Annotated in this window: 2 protein-coding genes (1 of these 2 only partly in view); both read right to left on the bottom strand. The window is 62.5% G+C overall.

The features are described from left to right. On the bottom strand, positions 1-17,739 hold the full coding sequence (locus Q6A51_RS08620; RefSeq protein ID WP_304574561.1) for a non-ribosomal peptide synthetase: 17,739 nt from the start codon (positions 17,737-17,739) through the stop codon (positions 1-3). Next, positions 17,736-18,920 carry the 3' portion of a non-ribosomal peptide synthetase gene (locus Q6A51_RS08625; RefSeq protein WP_304574562.1) on the bottom strand. 8,313 nt of this gene lie beyond the right edge of the window, so 1,185 of the gene's 9,498 nt are visible here — the last part of the coding sequence; the start codon falls outside the window, past its right edge; the stop codon is at positions 17,736-17,738. The genes Q6A51_RS08620 and Q6A51_RS08625 overlap by 4 nt, the downstream gene beginning before the upstream one ends.

Genomic DNA, 18,920 nt, shown 5'->3' on the forward strand with positions numbered 1-18,920 from the left:
TCATGACAGCGTTTCCTCGACTCCGACTGTCAGCCTGTCGTACCACCAGGCCGCAAGGCTGTAGACGTCTGGGGCCTTGAGGATGCTGAAGTGGTTACCCGGCCCGTCCCATATCGCCAGTTGTGGCAACAGATGCTGCCAGCCGACCGCCATGGCGGCCTGTTCGACCAGGTTGGCTTCGGCGTCCAGGCGCGTGTCCGTCACCCGCACCAGACTGGCCGGGCCGGTGTAGCCCTGGCCTGGTCGGTACACGGTGCGCAAGGCACTGGAGAAGGTGCGGAAGATCCCGTGCAGCGCCTGCGGTGCCAGACGTGGCGGCAGCAGACCGACACGGACCATGGCTTCCTGCAACAGGCGCAACTGGGTGGCGTCATCACCATCGGTGAAGCTTTGCAGGTCCAGATCAAGACGCTTGCCACTGGAAATCTGCAGCGCCTCGATCAGTTCCTTCAACGCCGCCGTGGTGGTGTAAGGCTTGCTGAGCACGCCTTCACCGCCAGGCGCTTCGCTGTCGATCAGCGTCAGGGAAGCCACTTCGCGGCCGCGCTCCTGAAGCTTTATCGCCATGGCATGAGCCGCCCAGCCGCCAAAGGAATGGCCGACCAGATGCAACGGCCCCTGAGGATAGAAGTCCTCGATCTCCTGCATGTAACGCTCTGCCGCCGCCTCGACCCGGCTATGGGGAACGCTGCGTCCGTCCAGCCCTCGCGGTTGCAGGCCATAGATCGGCCAGTCCGGGCCAAACGCCTCGACCAGGCCGATAAAGCTGGTGACGCTGTCACCGGCGCCCGGCACACAGAACAGCGGAGCCTTGCCGTTCTTGCCGCTCTGGATGGCCAGCAAGGCCTGATAGGCAGGCGCTGCCGGAGCCTTGGCCGGTTCCGCCGCCAGCACCTGAGCGATGGCCTGACCGAGCACCTGCACATGAGGTGCCTGCATCATGCTCTGGTGATCACCCGGCACGTCGATGCTGTGCAACTGCTCCGGCTGCAAGGCTTCGGCCCAACCCAGGGTCGCACTGGTTCCGGCCGGCACCATCGGACGCTCCTCGGCGCGGAACTGGTGTACCGGCAGGCTGATGGGTTCCAGTCGGTAATGGGCCAGGGCGTGACCATGGGCCACTTCCCGCTCAAGGAAGTGCTGCAGTTGCTGATCGCTGGCCTGAGCCAATTCCGGATGCAGCAGGTGCTCTTCGCGGCACAGCAACAGCAGGTCCTCGAAGCCCGGCATGGCCGGCTGCTCCAGAATCGAAGCCAGACGCGCCAGTGGTGCAACACCCGCTTCGCCCTGGGCCTTCCAGTGCGCGGTGCAGTGAGACAGCAGTTGCCGCTCCAGCAGGTTCGGCCCTTGCCAGCGCGCCTTGCCCTGATCGGTCAGACGCGGCACGTAAGTGTCGATCAGGCCCAGGAAACCGACCTTCTCGTCCATGCCCAGCAGTTGCGTGGCAACTTCATAGGCGAGCACCCCGCCGAACGACCAGCCAGCCAGACGGTACGGGCCATGGGGCTGCACTTCGCGAATCAGATCGACCAGACGTGCCGCCAGGCATTCCATGGTACGCAGCTGTGGTTGCCCCAGGCCGATGCCCGGTAATCCGTAGATCGGGAAGTCGCCTTCCAGATGACGGCCCAGCACCGGGAAGTAGGCATCCAGGCCGGTGAAGTCATGGACCAGGAACAACGGCGGCTGTTTGCCGTCCGCACGCACGGTAATAACCTCTTCAGCTTCTGTCGGCCCGGCTGGACGCTGCTCAAGCAGACCGGCCAGCGCAGTGATACTGGAATGCTGGAACAGCTCGGCCAGAGTCAGCGGCACACCGGACTTCTGGATCAGGCTGACCAGACGGATCGCCGACAGGGAATGACCGCCTAGCTCGAAGAAGCTGTCGTGTCGCCCTACTCGCTCGACTTCCAGCACTTCGGCCCACAGCTCGGCCAGACGCTCTTCCAGCGGCGTGGCAGGTGCCTGATAAGTGGCAGTCGCCATGGCATCCAGGCTCGGCACCGGCAGCGCACGGCGATCAACCTTGCCGTTCTGGGTCAGTGGCAGTGCATCGAGGCCGACATAAGCGGCTGGCACCATGTATTCCGGCAAGCGGCCCAACAGATGGGTGCGCAGGGTGCTGCCGTCGAGTTCAGGGTCCAGACGGGTGAAGTACGCCACCAGACGCAACGCACCCTGTTCCAGACGCTGAGTCGTGACCACCACTTCGCCGATGCCTGGGCACAGAGCCAGTTGCTGCTCGATCTCGCCCAGTTCGATACGCACACCACGGATCTTCACCTGATCGTCGTTACGGCCCAGGTATTCCAGGGTTCCGTCGACCAGCCAGCGCACCAGGTCGCCAGTGCGGTACATACGTGCGCCCGGCTGCCCGGTGAACGGATCGTCGAGGAAACGCTCGGCCGTCAGGTCCGGACGGTTCAGGTAGCCACGGGCAACACCGGCACCGCCGATGTACAACTCGCCCGGCACGCCCAGCGGCACCGGCTGCTGACGTTCGTTCAGGACATAGAGACGGGCATTGGTCACCGGCTTGCCGATATGCAGCACGCCACCCACTTCCATGGTCCCGGAACTGGCCACGACCGTGGCTTCAGTCGGGCCGTAGTTGTTGACCACGGCAAAGCCCGGATCGCGGTTGAAGTTACGCAGACGGTCGCCACCGATCAGCAAGGTGCGCAGGGTCGGATGACGAAGCTCGCGGCTGAAAGCGTACTCGGCCACCGGAGTCGGCAGGAAGGACACTTGCAGCGGCTGAGCCAGCCACCAGTCCAGCAGCGTATCGAGCTGCTCGTTTTCCACCTCGGCCGGCGGAATGTGCAGCACGGCACCGGCGCACAGGGCTGGCCAGATTTCCCAGGCCGTGGCGTCGAAGCCAAAGCCGGCCACGCTGGCGGTGTGACTGCCAGCTTGCAGGTCGAAAGCCTGGCAATGCCAGTCCACCAGATTGTTCAGGGTGTGGTGTTCGACCATCACGCCCTTTGGCAGGCCAGTAGAGCCCGAGGTGTAGATCACATAGGCCAGATTGGCCGAGGTCAACTCCGCAACCACTGGGTTTTCCGGGTTGGCCGCCCAGTCCGGACGATCCAGAGCGATCACCGGCACAGGCAGTTCCGGCAGACGCGCCAGCAGATCGAGCTGGGTCAGCACCACCACCGGCTCGCTGTTTTCCAGCAGATAGCTGATGCGGTCGTCCGGATGCCCCGGATCTACCGGCACATAACCTGCGCCAGCCTTGAGCACAGCCAGCAAACCGACCAGCGTTTCCAGGCCGCGACGGGCAACCACTGCCACCCGATCATCCGCACGCACGCCTTGGCCGATCAAGTGATGGGCCAACGCATTGGCACGGCGATTCAACTCGCTGTAGCTCAAGTGATGGCCACCCACTTGCGCAGCAACGGCGTCGGGTTGCAGGACAGCCTGCTGCTCGATGCGCTGATGAACTGTCAGTGCGGTTTCATGCTCGGCCAGATGGTCGTTGAAGCCTTCCAGCAATTCGACACGCTCGGCAACCGGCAGGATGCCCAACGCCTCGACCGGCGTCTGCGGCGCCTGCTCCAGAGCGACCATCAAACCTTCCACGGCGTTGATCAGGTACGCGCAGATACGCCGCGCATCGATACCTGCCGAAGTCAGTGCGCTCAGCTCGAAGTCTTCGCCAAGATCATCGACGCTCAGGGTCAACGGATAGTTGCTGCGCTCATCGGCCTGCAACAACTCGATGCCCTGCCAGGCGGTGCTGGCTGCTTCATCGGCGGCTTGCGGTGCTGCGCTGTGACGATAGTTGAACAGCGCGCTGAACAACGGAGCACCCGCTGGCAAGGCGCTGCAACGCTGGGCCAGTGCCAGTGGCGCATGTTCGTGGGCAAACAGCCCGGTCAGACGCCGATGGGTTTGCAGAACCACATCGCGCACGGGCTGATTGCCCAGGTCGATACGCAGCGGCAAGGTGTTGATGAACACTCCCAGAGTACGCTCAACCCCTTCGCCGCCCTGCAAACGTCCAAGCAGAACAGTGCCGAACACTACTTTTTCACGACCGGACAAGTGCCCCAGCACCTGAGCCCAGGCCAGGTGCATCAGGCTTGCGGCGCTGACACCCAACTGACGGGACTGATCGCGGACTCGACGGGACAAGGCCGCATCCAGACGCTGACGGGCTTCGCCTGGCACATCCGCGCCCGGCAAAGTTGCCTGACCATACGGCAAGGTCGGTTCGTCGAGGTCACCCAGTTGCTCGCGGAAGAACGCTTCATGAGCCTCATCACCCGGCCCCAGCAGAGCCTGGGCGATGTAGTTGCGATACGGCACAGGCTCAGGCAGTTGCGCCTCAAGACCCAGCAGCACGGCTTGCAACTCGTGGCTCAACAGCTCCAGCGCCATGTGGTCCATGATCAGGTGATGGAACAGCAGTACGGCGACGATGCGCTGGTTGTCCGGGTCATCGGCATGCACCAGACGCAGCAGCGGTGCCGCGTCCAGATTCAGCGGCTCTGCGTCGGTCAAGGCAGCCAGCGGCACCTCGACCACCGGCAGTTCGGCATTGCGCCAGACCACCTGAACCGGCGTTTCCAGACCTTCCCAGCTCAGCGAAGTGCGCAGCACATCGTTACGGGCGATGACACGCTGCAAGGCCGAGCAGAAAGCGTCCAGACGTTCGCGGTCGGCAAAGGCGAAACGTGCCTGCAAGCGGTAAGGGTCGTCCTCAACCGAAGTCAGGTAATGGTAGAAAATACCGGCCTGCAACGGCCCCAGCGAGTAAATGTCCTGCACGTTCGCAGCACCGCCAGGAATGCTGGCGACGATACGGTCGATGGCAGGCTGATCCAGCGTCACCAGCGGCAACAGATCCGGCGTGATGCGTGAGCAATCCGCCGTGATCAGGTTGGCCGGCACTTGCACACCATGGCTGCTGCCGATACCGCAGGCCAAGGCGGCCAGCGTCGGCTGGGCAAACAGCACGCGGATATCGGCTTCCAGACCGAGACGACGAATGCGCGCCACCAGGGTGACGGCCAGCAACGAATGCCCGCCCAGTTCAAAGAAGTTGTCGTGACGCCCTACCCGGTCAACCTGCAGCAACTCGCTCCAGATTTCGGCCAGATCGGTTTCCAGTTGACCTTGCGGTGCCTCGTAGTCACGACCCGGCAGCGCTTCGCGGTCCGGCGCAGGCAAGGCGCGACGGTCGACCTTGCCGTTGGCCGTCAGCGGCCAGGCGTCCAGACGCACAAAGGCGCTGGGCACCATATAGCCCGGCAAGACAGTCAACAGTTCGGCACGCAATTCGGTGACAGAAGTCGGCGTTGTATTGGCCTGCTGGATGAAATAGGCCACCAGTCGCGTCTGGCCCGGTTCGTCTTCGCGAGCCAGCACCAACGCTTCTTCGATGCCCGGCAACTGACCCAGCTGGCTTTCGATTTCGCCCAGCTCGATACGTACTCCACGGATCTTCACCTGATCGTCGTTACGACCCAGATATTCCAGCGTGCCATCAGCATTCCAGCGCGCCAGGTCGCCGGTGCGATACATCCGCGCGCCCGGCTGCTCGCTGAATGGATCGTCGAGGAAGCGCTCGGCGGTCATTTCCGGACGGTTGAGGTAGCCACGGGCCACGCCGTCGCCTGCCACATACAGTTCACCGGCCACACCAAACGGCACCAGTTGCTGATGTTCGTCCAGCAGATAAACCTGGGTGTTGGCAATCGGCTTGCCGATATCCAGGCTGCCGTCGGGAAATAATTGACCAGACGTAGCAACAACAGTGGCCTCGGTCGGGCCGTAGTTGTTGATCACGGCAAAGCCCGGATCACGATGGAACTGACGCAGGCGGTCGCCACCGATCAGCAAGGTACGCAGGGTCGGGTGACGCAACTCACGACTGAAAGCGTATTCAGCCACGGGCGTCGACAGGAACGACACTTGCAGCGGCTGAGCCAGCCACCAGTCCAGCAGCGAATCCAGCTGTTCGTTGCTTACATCGGCAGGTGGCACATGCAAGGTCGCACCGGCACACAACGCCGGCCAGACTTCCCAGGCCATGGCATCGAAGCCAAAACCGGCGACGCTGGCGGTGTGGCTGCCGGCGCGCAGGTCGAAAGCTTCGCAATGCCAGTGAACCAGATTGCTCAAGGTGCGGTGCTCGACCATCACGCCTTTCGGCTGGCCGGTGGAACCTGAGGTGTAGATCACGTAAGCCAGATTGGCGGCGCTGAGGCCTTGCACCAGCGGATTGTCTTGTTGATCGGCCCAGTCTGGACGATCAAGGGCAATGACCGGCACAGACAATGGCGGCAAGCCTGCAATCAGCGCGTGCTGGGTCAATACGGCCACTGGCGCGCTGTCGCTCAGCAGGTAAGCAATACGCTCGTCCGGGTGAGCCGGGTCTACAGGCACATAGCCCGCGCCCGCCTTGAGCACGGCCAGCAGGCCGACCAGTGTTTCCAGGCCACGACGAGCGACCACGGCCACACGATCATCCGGGCGAACACCCAGGCTGATCAAATGATGAGCCAAGGCATTGGCCTTGCTGTTCAGTTCGCTGTAGCTCAGACGCTGATCGCCCACTTGTGAAGCGATGGCATCGGGTTGCTGAACGGCCCGGGCTTCGATCAAGCCATGGATAGTCTGACCTTGCGGGACCTCCAGACCTGTAGCGTTGAGTTCTTCCAGCAAGTATTGACGCTCTTGCTCGCCCACCAGCGCGACCTGATCCAGCACCGCCTGTTCGTTGGCCACCAGCGCTTGCAGCAGTTGCTCGAAGTAATGGACGTAACGACCCACGGTGGCTTCGTCGAACAGCGCCAGCGCATAGTCCAGCGTGCCGACCAATGTTTCGCCCTGCTCGCCCAGGTTCAGCGACAGGTCGAACTTGGACACCTGGCTGGCCTGCTCGACCGGCGAGACAACAAGGCCGTCCAGTTGCGGGGCCGAGCCTTCGCCAGCCAGCCAGTTCAGGGTGGTCTGGAACAATGGAGCATGAGCCAGGCTGCGCTCCGGACGCACGATTTCCACTACCTGCTCGAATGGCAGGTCCTGATGATCCTGAGCTTCCAGAACACGTTTCTTGACCTGTGCCAGCAAGGCTTTGCCGGTTGGTGCGCCCGAGGTATCGATACGCACGGCCAGGGTGTTGACGAACAGGCCGACCAACCCTTCCAGTTCGGTGCGACCACGGCCTGCCATCGGGCTGCCGATCACCACATCGTTCTGTCCGGACAGGCGCGCCAGCAGACTCGCCCAGGCCGTCATCAGTGTCATGTACAGCGTCACGCCCTGACGCTGAGCCAGATTCCGCAGACCCGTGCTCAGGTTTGCGTCCAGATGCACCGCAAGGCTACCGCCCGCGAAGTCCTGCTGCGCCGGACGTGGACGGTCAGTTGGCAACATCAACAGCGTCGGTGCGCCGCCCAGTGCTTCACGCCAGTAGGTGGACTGCTGTTGCAGACGCTCGCCCGTCAGCCATTGACGCTGCCAGACGGCATAGTCGGCGTACTGGATCGCCAGTGCCGGCAAAGGATCAGCCTCACCCACACGCAAGGCCGGGTACAAGGCCAGCAGTTCGCGGGTCAGCACGCCCATGGACCAGCCGTCGGCGACGATATGGTGCACGGTCAGCAACAACACGTGATTATCGTCGGCCACCTGCAACAGGCGACCACGGATCACCGGGCCACGGGTCAGGTCGAAAGGTGCCGCAGCTTCTGTGCGAACCCGCTCAGCCAAAGCTTCAGGGTTATGGCGCAGGTCTTCCAGCGGCAGCACGACTTCACCGGACACTGGCGCAAACAGCACTTCTGCACCGTCTTCCAGAGCGATAAAGCGGCTGCGCAAGGTTTCGTGACGTTCGATGACACGAGCCAGGGCACGGGACAGCGCAGGTACATCAAGAGCGCCTTGCAGGCTCAGGGCCATGGGGATGTTGTACGCCTCGTTGCCACCTTCCATCTGCGCCAGGAACCACAGGCGCTGCTGGGCAAAGGACAACGGCAGCGACTGGTCACGAGCCGCCGGCAGAATCTGCGTCTGCTCGCTACGCCCGATGCCAGACACAGCCGCTGCCACGGCAGCCAGTTCGCCCAGGGCAAAGAGTTCACCCAATGGCAACTCGACCCCCAATTGCTGACGAACCTGGGAAACCATGCGCATGGCCAACAGGGAATGCCCGCCGAGATCGAAGAAGTGATCGTGGCGACCCACTTGCTCAACCTGCAGCACGTCGGCCCAGATCTGTGCCAGAGCGATTTCGATCTCGCCTTGCGGCGCTTCGTAGGTCTGGCCGAACAGCGCCGAACGATCCGGCTTGGGCAGCGCACGGCTATCGAGCTTGCCGTTGGCGGTCAACGGCAGGGTTTCCAGCTCGACGAACGCGGCGGGAACCATGTATTCCGGCAGGTTGGCCTGCAAGGCCGCACGCATCTGCTCGGACGTGAGGGCTTCGACGTCCTGATGCTGGGTGAAGTAGGCAACCAGACGCACACGTCCCGGCTCGTCTTCACGGGCCAGTACCACGGCGTCACGGACACTGGGCAGTTCGTGGAGACGGCTGACGATTTCGCCCAGCTCGATACGGAAGCCACGGATCTTGACCTGATCGTCGTTACGGCCCAGGCATTCCAGCTGGCCATCTTCCAGCCAGCGACCCAGGTCGCCGGTACGGTACATCGTGGCACCCGGCTCATCGCTAAACGGGTCGGTGAGGAATTTCTCGGCCGTCAGGTCCGGACGGTTCAGGTAACCCTGCGCCACGCCGTCGCCGCCAATGTACAGCTCGCCGATAACACCCTGCGGCACCAGGCGCTGATGGGCATCCAGCACATAGATGCTGGTATTGCCGATAGGTCGGCCAATCGATACCGACTCGGCACCTTCGGCCACTTCACGCACTTCGTTGGTGGTCGCAAAGGTGGTGGTTTCGGTCGGGCCATAGCCGTTCACCAGACGCAAGCCCGGCGCATGTTCCAACATGGCGCGGAAGCTGGCCGGATCGGCACGCTCGCCGCCGGACATCAGGTAGCGCAGGCCCTTGAGTGCTTCGGGGATCAGTTGCACATACTGGTTGAACAGCGCGGTGGTGAGGAACAGCACGCTGACATTGCGCAAGGCATCGCTGAGGCGTGCCGGGTCGATCAGGGTCTGGTGGTCGATGACCAGCAATTGCCCGCCATTGAGCAAGGCGCCCCAGACTTCCATGGTGCTGGCATCGAACGCAGGGTTGGAGGCGAAGGCCACCCGGTCCTGTTCGTTGAAGTCGGCGAAGCCATTGTTCAACACCAGACGGGCAATACCGCGGTGCAGCACGCACACGCCTTTCGGTGCACCCGTGGAACCGGAGGTGTACATGACGTACGCCACGCTGTTGGAGTTCTGCACCAGAGCCGGATCATGGGCTGGCTGATCGTCCAGAACGAGCTTATCCAGATCGATGCGCGGAGTGGCAGAGTCAATCGAAGCCGCACTTTGGGCCAGCACGAATACAGCCTTGCAGTCCTCGATCATGTAGACCTGACGCTCGGCGGGTGCATTGATGTCCAGCGGCACATAGGTCGCAGCACATTTGCCGATGGCCAGTTGGCCGACCAGCAGTTCAATGGAGCGTGGCAGCAGGATCGCCACATGATCATTCGGCTTGACGCCCTGCCCGATCAGATAATGAGCCAGGCGGTTGGCGCGCTCGTTCAGTTCTCCATAGCTCAGCGAGAGGCTGCCATGTACGGCGGCCACGGCTTGCGGATGAGCGGCCGCACGCTGCTCGAACAGACGATGCACCGGCAACTCGCGTGGGTAATCGCGACGGGTGATATTGAAGCCGACCAGCAGGCGCTGACGCTCTGCCGCTGGCAGCACCGACAACTGCTGCATGCCGTTTTCAGGCTGCTGCTCCAGCGCCTCGACCAGATTGGCCACGGCTTCCTGTAGGTAACCGCAGACTCGCTGGGCATCGATGCCCTGTGCCGCCTGGGCGGTCAGGCTGAAGGTTTCGCCCAGATCGTCGATGCTCAGGGTCAACGGATAGTTGCTGCGCTCTTCGGCATTCAGCACGTCGATGCCTTGCCAGGCAGTGCTGGCCGCTTCGTCTCTGACCTGAGGTGCCGCACTGTGGCGGTAATTGAGCAGCGTGCTGAACAATGGCGCGCCAGCCGGCAAGGCACTGCAACGCTGGGCAAGGGCCAGTTGTGCATGCTCGTGGGCAAGCAGGCCGGTCAAGCGGCGATGGGTATCCAGTACCGCATCGCGTACAGGCTGGCTGCCCAGATCGATACGCAGTGGCAAGGTGTTGATGAAGACGCCAAGAGCACGTTCCACGCCCTCACCGCCTTGCAGACGCCCGAGCAATACCGTGCCGAACACTACGCTGTCGCGACCGGACAACTGGCCCAGCACCTGAGCCCAGGCAAGGTGCATCAGGCTTGCGGCACTGACACCCAGTTGTCGGGCCTGATCGCGGACCTTGCCGCACAAGACGACGTCCAGTGGCAGTCGCGCTTCGCTGAGTTCGCCCTCGCCAGCCGCTACAGGCAGACCGTAAGGCAAGGTCGGCTCATCGATATCGCCCAGTTGTTCGCGGAAGAAGGTTTCATGGGCGTCATCGCCAGGACCTTGCAGAACCTGAGCGACGTAGTTGCGATACGGCACAGGGGCCGCCAGCTGTGCTTCTTCATCGAGGAGCATGGCCTGCAATTCGTGGCCCAGCACTTCAAGGGCCACGTGGTCCATGACCACGTGATGGAAGCGTAATACAGCAGAGATTCGCTGGGTGGCCGGATCAACGGCATGCACCAGATGCAGCAGCGGTGCCTGGGTCAGGTCCATGCGTGGCGCATTCGCCAGGTCTTGCAGTGCAATCTCTTCGACCTTCAGACGAGCCTGGCGCCAGACGACTTGCACCGGTGCCTGCAAGCCTTCCCAGAGCAGTGCCGTGCGCAGGATGTCGTTACGCTCGATGACCCGCTGCAATGCATTGCTGAACGCTTCGAGGCGTGATTCGTCAGCAAAGGCGAACTGCGGTTGCAGCAAATACGGATCGTTGTCGCCTGCTGCCAGGTGATGGTAAAGAATCCCCGCCTGCAACGGCCCCAGCGGGTAGATGTCCTGCACGTTGGCTGCGCCGCCGGGAACGCTGGCGACGATACGGTCGATGGCGTCCTGCTCCAGCGCTACCAGAGGCAGCAGATCCGGGGTGATGTGCTGGCAATCTGCACCAATCCGGTTGGCTGGCACTTGCAGTTCGCTGCCGATGCTGTTGTCGGCGGAGTTGGCCAGCGCAGCCAGGGTCGGCTGGGCGAACAACACGCGGATATCGGCGGTCATGCCCAGACGGCGCATGCGGGCAATCAGGGTCACAGCCAGCAACGAATGCCCGCCCAGTTCAAAGAAGTTGTCCTGACGACCGACTGTTTCCACGTGCAGCAACTCGGCCCAGAGTGCGGCCAGCTGTGTTTCTGTCTCGCCCTGCGGTGCTTCGTAGTTGCGGCTCAACACCGCCTGCGCGCCCGGCTCCGGCAAGGCTGCGCGGTCGAGCTTGCCGTTGGGGCTCAGGGGCAAGGTTGGCAGCGCGACATAGGCCGAAGGCACCATGTAGTCCGGCAACCCGGCCAGCACGTATTCACGCAGGACTTCGATGCTCGGCGTTTCCTGGCCTTCATGGCAACTGAACCAGGCCACCAGACGTTCGTTATGCAGCAGGACTGCCGCTTCGCGAATGGCCGGATGGGTGGCCAGTCGTGCTTCGATTTCGCCCAGTTCGATACGCAGTCCATGCAGTTTGACCTGGAAGTCATTACGACCCAGGAACTCCAGAGTACCGTCGGCACGCTGACGCACCAGGTCGCCACTGCGGTACAGGCGGTCACCTGCAACGAACGGGCTGTCGATGAAACGCTCGGCCTGCATGTGCGGCAGGTTCAGGTAGCCTCGGGCCACACCGGCACCGCCGATGTGCAACTCGCCCACCACGCCTTGCGGTACAGGCTGATCGTAGGCATCCAGTACATACAGGCGGGTGTTGCTGACAGGACGGCCGATAGGCAATGCGCTGTCTGGCACTGCATCCTGAGGTTCCAGGGTCCAGACGCTGCAATCCACCGTGGTTTCGGTCGGACCATAAACGTTGTGCAGGCGTGCGCCTGGCAGACGCTGGCGTACCTGACGGGCCAGCGCCTCGGTCAGCTCACCACCGCCACAGACGATATCGGTCAGGGAGCCGCACTGGCTGCTTTCTTCCAGTTCCAGGAATTGCTGGAGCAAAGCCGGTACGAACTGCACCACGCTGACCTGTCGTTCGATGATCAACTGCGCCAGATAGGCAGGGTCGCGATGTCCGTCCGGACGCGCCAGTACCAGGCGAAGGCCGGCACACAGCGGCCAGAACAGTTCCCATACCGAAGCGTCGAAACTGACTGGCGTCTTGTGCAACAGAGCGCCTTGGGAAGTCGGCACAAACAACTGCGAACTCCATTGCACCAGGTTGCACAAGCCACGGTGTTCGACCATCACGCCTTTTGGCGTGCCGGTGGAGCCGGAGGTGTAGATCACGTAAGCCAGATGGTCTGCGCTCAGGCCAGGCACCACCGGGTTTTCAGCGGATTGTGCCGCCCAGGTGCCGACGTCCAGGTTCAACAGTTGCAGCGCGCTATCGGCGAAGCGGTCCTGAGTCCTGGCATCCACCAGCAGGGTCAGCGCTGCGCTGTCCCCCAGCATGTAGGCCAGACGCTCGGTCGGGTAACCTGGGTCCAGCGGCACGTAGGCACCACCCGCCTTGAGTACAGCCAGCAAACCGACAAGCAGGTTCGGGCCGCGTTCCAGGCACACCGCCACACGATCGTCGGCCTGCACGCCTTGATCGATAAGGTGATGTGCCAGACGGTTGGCGGCCTCGTTGAGCTGGCGATAACTCAGCTGAACACCTTCGCTTTCCAGAGCAATGGCATCCGGAGTGCGCAGTACCTGAGCCTCGAACAACGCCTGCACAGGCTGGTCGAGGACAAAGCTCTGCTCGCTGGCGTTGAAATCCACCAGCAAACGGCGGCGCTCCTGCGCGCCCAGCAGTTCTACCTGCGCCGGAACAGACTGGTCGCTGCCGACCATGCTCCACAGCAAGGGCTCAAGATAGGACACATAACGCTCGGCAGTGGCTGCATCGAACAGCGCCGTTGCGTAATCCAGAGCACCGGCAAAGCCTTCCTCGGTCTCGCCCATGCTCAAGGTCAGGTCGAACTTGGCGAAGGTCGGTTGATCGCCCAGCGGCTCCAGGCGCAAATCACCCAGATGAAGCTCCAGACCCTGACTGCCGTCCCAGGCCAGCGAAGTCTGGAACAACGGGCTATGGGCCAGGCTGCGTGGCGGCCGCAAGCGCTCTACAACCTGCTCGAATGGCAGGTCTTGATGCTCCTGGGCTTCCAGTACACGAGTCTTGATGCGTGCCAGCAGTTCAGTGACATCCGGCTCACCCGAGGTGTCGACACGCACGGCCAGAGTGTTGACGAACAGGCCGATCAAACCCTCGACTTCGGCGCGGCGGCGGTTGGCAACCGGCGTACCGATCACCACCTCGTCCTGACCGGACAGGCGCGCCAGCAGCACGGACCAGGCTCCCATGAACAGCATGAACGGCGTTACACCATGGCGCTGGCAGAAGGCTTTGATCTCGGTGCTCAGACGCGAGTTGAAGCGCACAGGAAGACTGACGCCCGTGTAGTCCTGACGTGCCGGACGAGGCCGGTCGGTCGGCAGTGTCAGCAAGACTGGCGCGCCTGAAAGCGCCTGATGCCAGTAATCGCCCTGGCTGCTCAACCTTTCGCTGTCCAGCCAGTTGCGTTGCCAGATGGCGTAATCGGCGTATTGCAAGGCCAGTGGCGGCAACGGGTCATCCAGGCCCTGATTGAACGCCTTGTATAGTGCGGTGAGTTCGCGGGTCAGAACTCCCAGCGACCAGCCGTCAGCAACGATGTGATGCACGGTCAGCAGCAACACATGGCGATCTTCGGCCAGACACAGCAGACGACCCCGGATCGGCAATTCGTGATTCAGGTCGAAAGCCTGTTCCGCCTCCTCCTTGACCACGTCCTGCAAGGCCTGATCATCCTGACCGCGCAGGTCCTGCCAGCTCAGCTCCGGAACCACGGTTGCAGGTGCAGCGTGTACCCGGGCTTCGCCTTCTTCCTGAGTGAAGCGACTGCGCAGGCTGTCGTGGCGCGCAACAATACGCTCCAGCGCACGTTTCAACGCACGGGTGTCCAGTTGCCCGGTCAGTTGCAGGCCCAACGGGATGTTATAGGCGCTGTTGGCGTCTTCCATCTGCGCCAGGAACCAGATCCGCTGCTGGGCGAAAGACAGTGGAACCGCCCCGCTGCGCGGCAGCACTTCGATAGGTGGCAGTTCGTTCTTGTCGGCATTGCCCAGGCATTGCGCCACAGCGGCCAGAGCGCTGTCGGCGAACAGGTCGCCCAGCGACAACTCCAGCGACAGGCGCTGACGCACCTGAGAAACCATACGCATCGCCAGCAGGGAGTGACCGCCCAGTTCAAAGAAACGGTCATGACGGCCGACACGCTCGACTTGCAGCAATTCGCTCCAGATCTGCGCCAGAGCGATTTCCAGCTCGCCTTCCGGCGCCTGATACTCGCCGGTGAACAGCGCATCGCGATCAGGGACAGGCAAGGCGCGGCGGTCGACCTTGCCGTTGGCCGTCAGCGGCCAGGCGTCCAGACGCACCAGCGCGCTGGGGACCATGTAGGCCGGTAACTGCTCCAGCAAGGCCGCACGCAGGTCATTCACAACCAGTGGCGTGCTGTCAGCCCGTTCGGTGAAATAGCCCACCAGTCGTGGCTGACCCGGTTCGTCTTCGCGAGCCAGCACCAACGCTTCTTCGATGCCCGGCAACTGGCCCAGCTGGCTTTCGATTTCGCCCAGCTCGATACGTACGCCACGGATCTTCACCTGATCGTCGTTACGACCCAGATATTCCAGCGTGCCATCAGCATTCCAGCGCGCAAGGTCACCCGTGCGGTACATACGCGCGCCCGGCTGCTCGCTGAATGGATCGTCGAGGAAGCGCTCGGCAGTCATTTCCGGGCGGTTCAGGTAACCACGGGCTACGCCGTCGCCTGCCACATACAACTCACCCGCCACGCCAAACGGTACCAGTTGTTGATGTTCGTCCAGCAGATAAACCTGGGTGTTGGCAATTGGCTTGCCGATATCCAGGCTGCCGTCGGGGAACAACTGACCCGAGGTGGCGACAACAGTGGCCTCGGTCGGGCCGTAGTTGTTGATCACCGCAAAGCCCGGATCACGATGGAACTGACGCAAGCGGTCGCCACCGATCAGCAAGGTGCGCAAGGTCGGGTGACGCAGGTCACGGCTGAAAGCGTACTCGGCCACTGGCGTCGACAGGAACGACACTTGCAGCGGCTGAGCCAGCCACCAGTCGAGCAACGAATCAAGCTGTTCGTTGCTTACATCGGCAGGCGGCACATGCAAGGTCGCACCGGCACACAGCGCCGGCCAGACTTCCCAGGCCATGGCGTCGAAACCAAAACCGGCAACGCTGGCAGTATGGCTGCCGGCTTGCAGATCAAAGGCTTCGCAATGCCAATGCACCAGATTGCTCAGGGTGCGGTGTTCAACCATCACGCCTTTTGGCTGACCCGTCGAACCTGAGGTGTAGATGACGTAAGCCAGATTGGCAGCAGTGAGGCCTTGCACCAGCGGATTGTCTTGCTGATCGGCCCAGTCTGGACGATCAAGAGCAATGACCGGCACAGACAATGGCGGCAAGCCTGCCAGCAAACCGTGCTGAGTCAGCACCGCTACTGGCGCGCTGTCGCTCAATAGATAAGCGATACGCTCATCCGGGTGCGCCGGGTCCACCGGCACATAACCCGCGCCGGCCTTGAGCACGGCCAGCAGGCCGACCAGTGTTTCCAGCCCGCGACGAGCGACCACGGCCACACGATCATCCGGGCGAACACCTTGGCTGATCAGGTGATGAGCCAAGGCATTGGCCTTGCTGTTCAGTTCGCTGTAGCTCAGGTGCTGATCGCCCACTTGCGAAGCGATGGCATCTGGTTGATCGAGGGCCTGACGCTCGATGCGCTGGTGGATCGTCAGCGCTGTTTCCTTGTCGAGATGATAGGCATTGAAACTTTCCAGCAGCCGCTTGCGCTCATCGGCAGGCAGAATTTCCACACGCTCGACCGGCGTCTGCGGCGCCTGTTCCAGAGCCTCCAGCAAATGCTCCATGGCACGTTCAAGATAAGCACAGGTGCGCTGCGGGTCGATGCCGGTCGTGGTTTGTGCGGTGAAGCTGAAGGCGTCGCCCAGATCGTCGACGCTCACCACCAGCGGATAGTTGCTGCGCTCCTCTGCATGCAGGACTTCGATGCCCTGCCAGGTTTCGCCTGTGGTCTGTGCCGAGCTGTGTCGATAATTGAGCAAGGCATTGAACAGTGGCGTCGGCGCGGCCACGCCGCTGCAACGCTGGGCCAGAGCCAGCGGCGCATGTTCGTGGCGCATCAGGGTGGTCAGGCGCTGATGGGTGGCCTTGACCGCTGTGCGAACGTCCTGCGCATCCAGATTGATACGGATCGGCAAGGTGTTGATGAAGATACCCAAAGCACGTTCGGTCGCCTCGGCGCCAAGAAGGCGGCCCATGAGTACGGTGCCGAATACCACGCGCTGGCGGCCGGTCAGGCCTGACAGCACCCGCGCCCAGCCCAGGTGAAACAGGCTGGCGACGCTGATGCCCAGAGTACGCGCCTGAGTGCGCAGGCGGCGGCAGAGTTCGAGGTCCAGAGACAGGGTGTATTCGGTGATGTCGCCACCGTCGCCGCTGAGGTCCTGCAGGTCATAGGCCAGAGTCGGCTCATCGAGGTCGCCCAGCATCTCGCGGAAGAACGTCTCGTGTTCTTTCTCGCTGACGCCCAACAGGGCCTGACCCACATAGTTGCGGAACGGAACCGGCGTACCCAGCAAACCAGCCTGGCCACTCAGGCAGGCCTGAATTTCATGGCGCACCACTTCCAGAGCGCTGTGGTCCATGGCGATGTGATGGAACTGCAAGGCTGCCTTCACGCCCTGGCCGTGCTCGGCCTCGTCGTAGACCAGACGAATCAGTGGCGCCTGGCCGAGATCCATGATGGTCTGGGCTTGCGCCGACAAGGCACCGACCGTGAGGTCCGCGTGACGCCAGACCACCTGAACCGGGGTTTCCAGCCCGTCCCAGTGGATCGAAGTGCGCAAGATGTCGTGCCGTTCGATCACTGTCTGCAAGGCCAGGGCAAAGGCATCCAGACGAGCACGGTCGGCAAAGGCGAACTCCACGTGCATGACATAGGGGTCGCCGTGGCTGGCGGTAACATGGTGATAAAGAATGCCCTGCTGCAAGGGCGCCAGCGGGTAGATGTCCTGCACATTCGCGGCGCCGCCAGGGACATGCGCGACCAGCCTGTCGATGCTGTCCTGATCCAGAGAGATCAGGGTCAGCATTTCGGGAGTGATATGGGTGCAGCCCGCAGGAATGCCGTTTTCCGGCAAGGTCGGAGCACCACGTTTGGTTGCCAGATACTCGCCCTGTTCGATCAGCTCGATCAATGCCGGCTTGTGCTCGCGCAGGTGTTCCACCAGGCCCTTGTCGGTCAGTGCACGGCGATTGCCCTGCACCACCAGTTGTCCATCCTTGACCGACAGATTGATGTCATTGGCCTTCAGTGTCGCCAGGAGTTCGTTGATGCTCACAGGATAATCTCCATGCTCTCTGTGATGGCTGCATAGCCGGCCAGCGTAGGTTGTTCGAACAACGCCCGGACATCGGCTTCAATGCCTTCCTGCCTCAGACGCGCGGTCAGACTGACCGCCAGGAGCGAGTGACCGCCCAGTTCAAAGAAGTTGTCGTGTCGCCCCACCCGCTCGACGCCGAGCAGTTCGGCCCAGAGCTCGGCCAGCAGGACTTCGGTTTCGCCCTCCGGCGCTTCGTAGGGACGGGTCAGTACTGCATCGGCACCCGGCGCAGGCAAGGCCTTCTGGTCCACTTTGCCGTTAGGGGTCAGAGGGAATGCATCCAGATGTACATAGAGCGCAGGCACCATGTAATCCGGCAATTGCGCACGCAGCACTTCGCGCAGGGTTTCCACCGGCAGCAGCGTGCCGGTGTAATAAGCCACCAGTCGCTGACCGCCCGGTTGCTCGTCGCGAGCCAGCACCACGGCCTGTTGAATGCCCGGATAACGGGTCAGGCACGCCTGGATTTCACCCAGTTCGATACGCAGGCCATACAGCTTGACCTGATCGTCGTTACGACCCAGGAAGTCGAGGTTGCCGTCCGCACGCTGGGACACCAGGTCGCCGGTGCGATACAGGCGGTCGCCGGCCACGAACGGGCTGTCGATGAAACGCTCGGCCTGGAACTGCGGCAGGTTCAGGTAACCACGGGTGACGCCTGAGCCACCGATGTGCAACTGACCGATCACGCCCTGTGGAACCAGTTGGTCGTATTCGTCCAATACATACATGCGGGTGTTGCTGATCGGTCGCCCGATCGGCAAGGCGCTGTCCGGTACAGGCTCGTGCGGCTCAAGGGTCCAGGCGCTGGAATCCACCGTGGTCTCGGTCGGGCCATAGACGTTGTGCAGACGCGCCCACGGCAGGCGTTGGCGTACACGCTCGGCCAGAGCGATGGTCAGTTCGCCACCGCCGCAGACGATGTTGGTCAGTGAAGTGCACTGGCTGATTTCTTCCAGTTCAAGGAACTGCTGAAGCAAGGCCGGTACGAATTGGACCACGCTGGCCTTCTGATCGCGGATCAAGCGCATCAGGTAAGCCGGATCGCGATGGCCATCAGGACGCGCCAGTACCAGCGGCAAGCCGGCGCACAGCGGCCAGAACAGTTCCCATACCGAAGCATCGAAGCTGATGGGCGT

It is taken from the genome of Pseudomonas serbiensis (assembly GCF_030580745.1).
Classification (GTDB): Bacteria; Pseudomonadota; Gammaproteobacteria; order Pseudomonadales; family Pseudomonadaceae; genus Aquipseudomonas; species Aquipseudomonas serbiensis.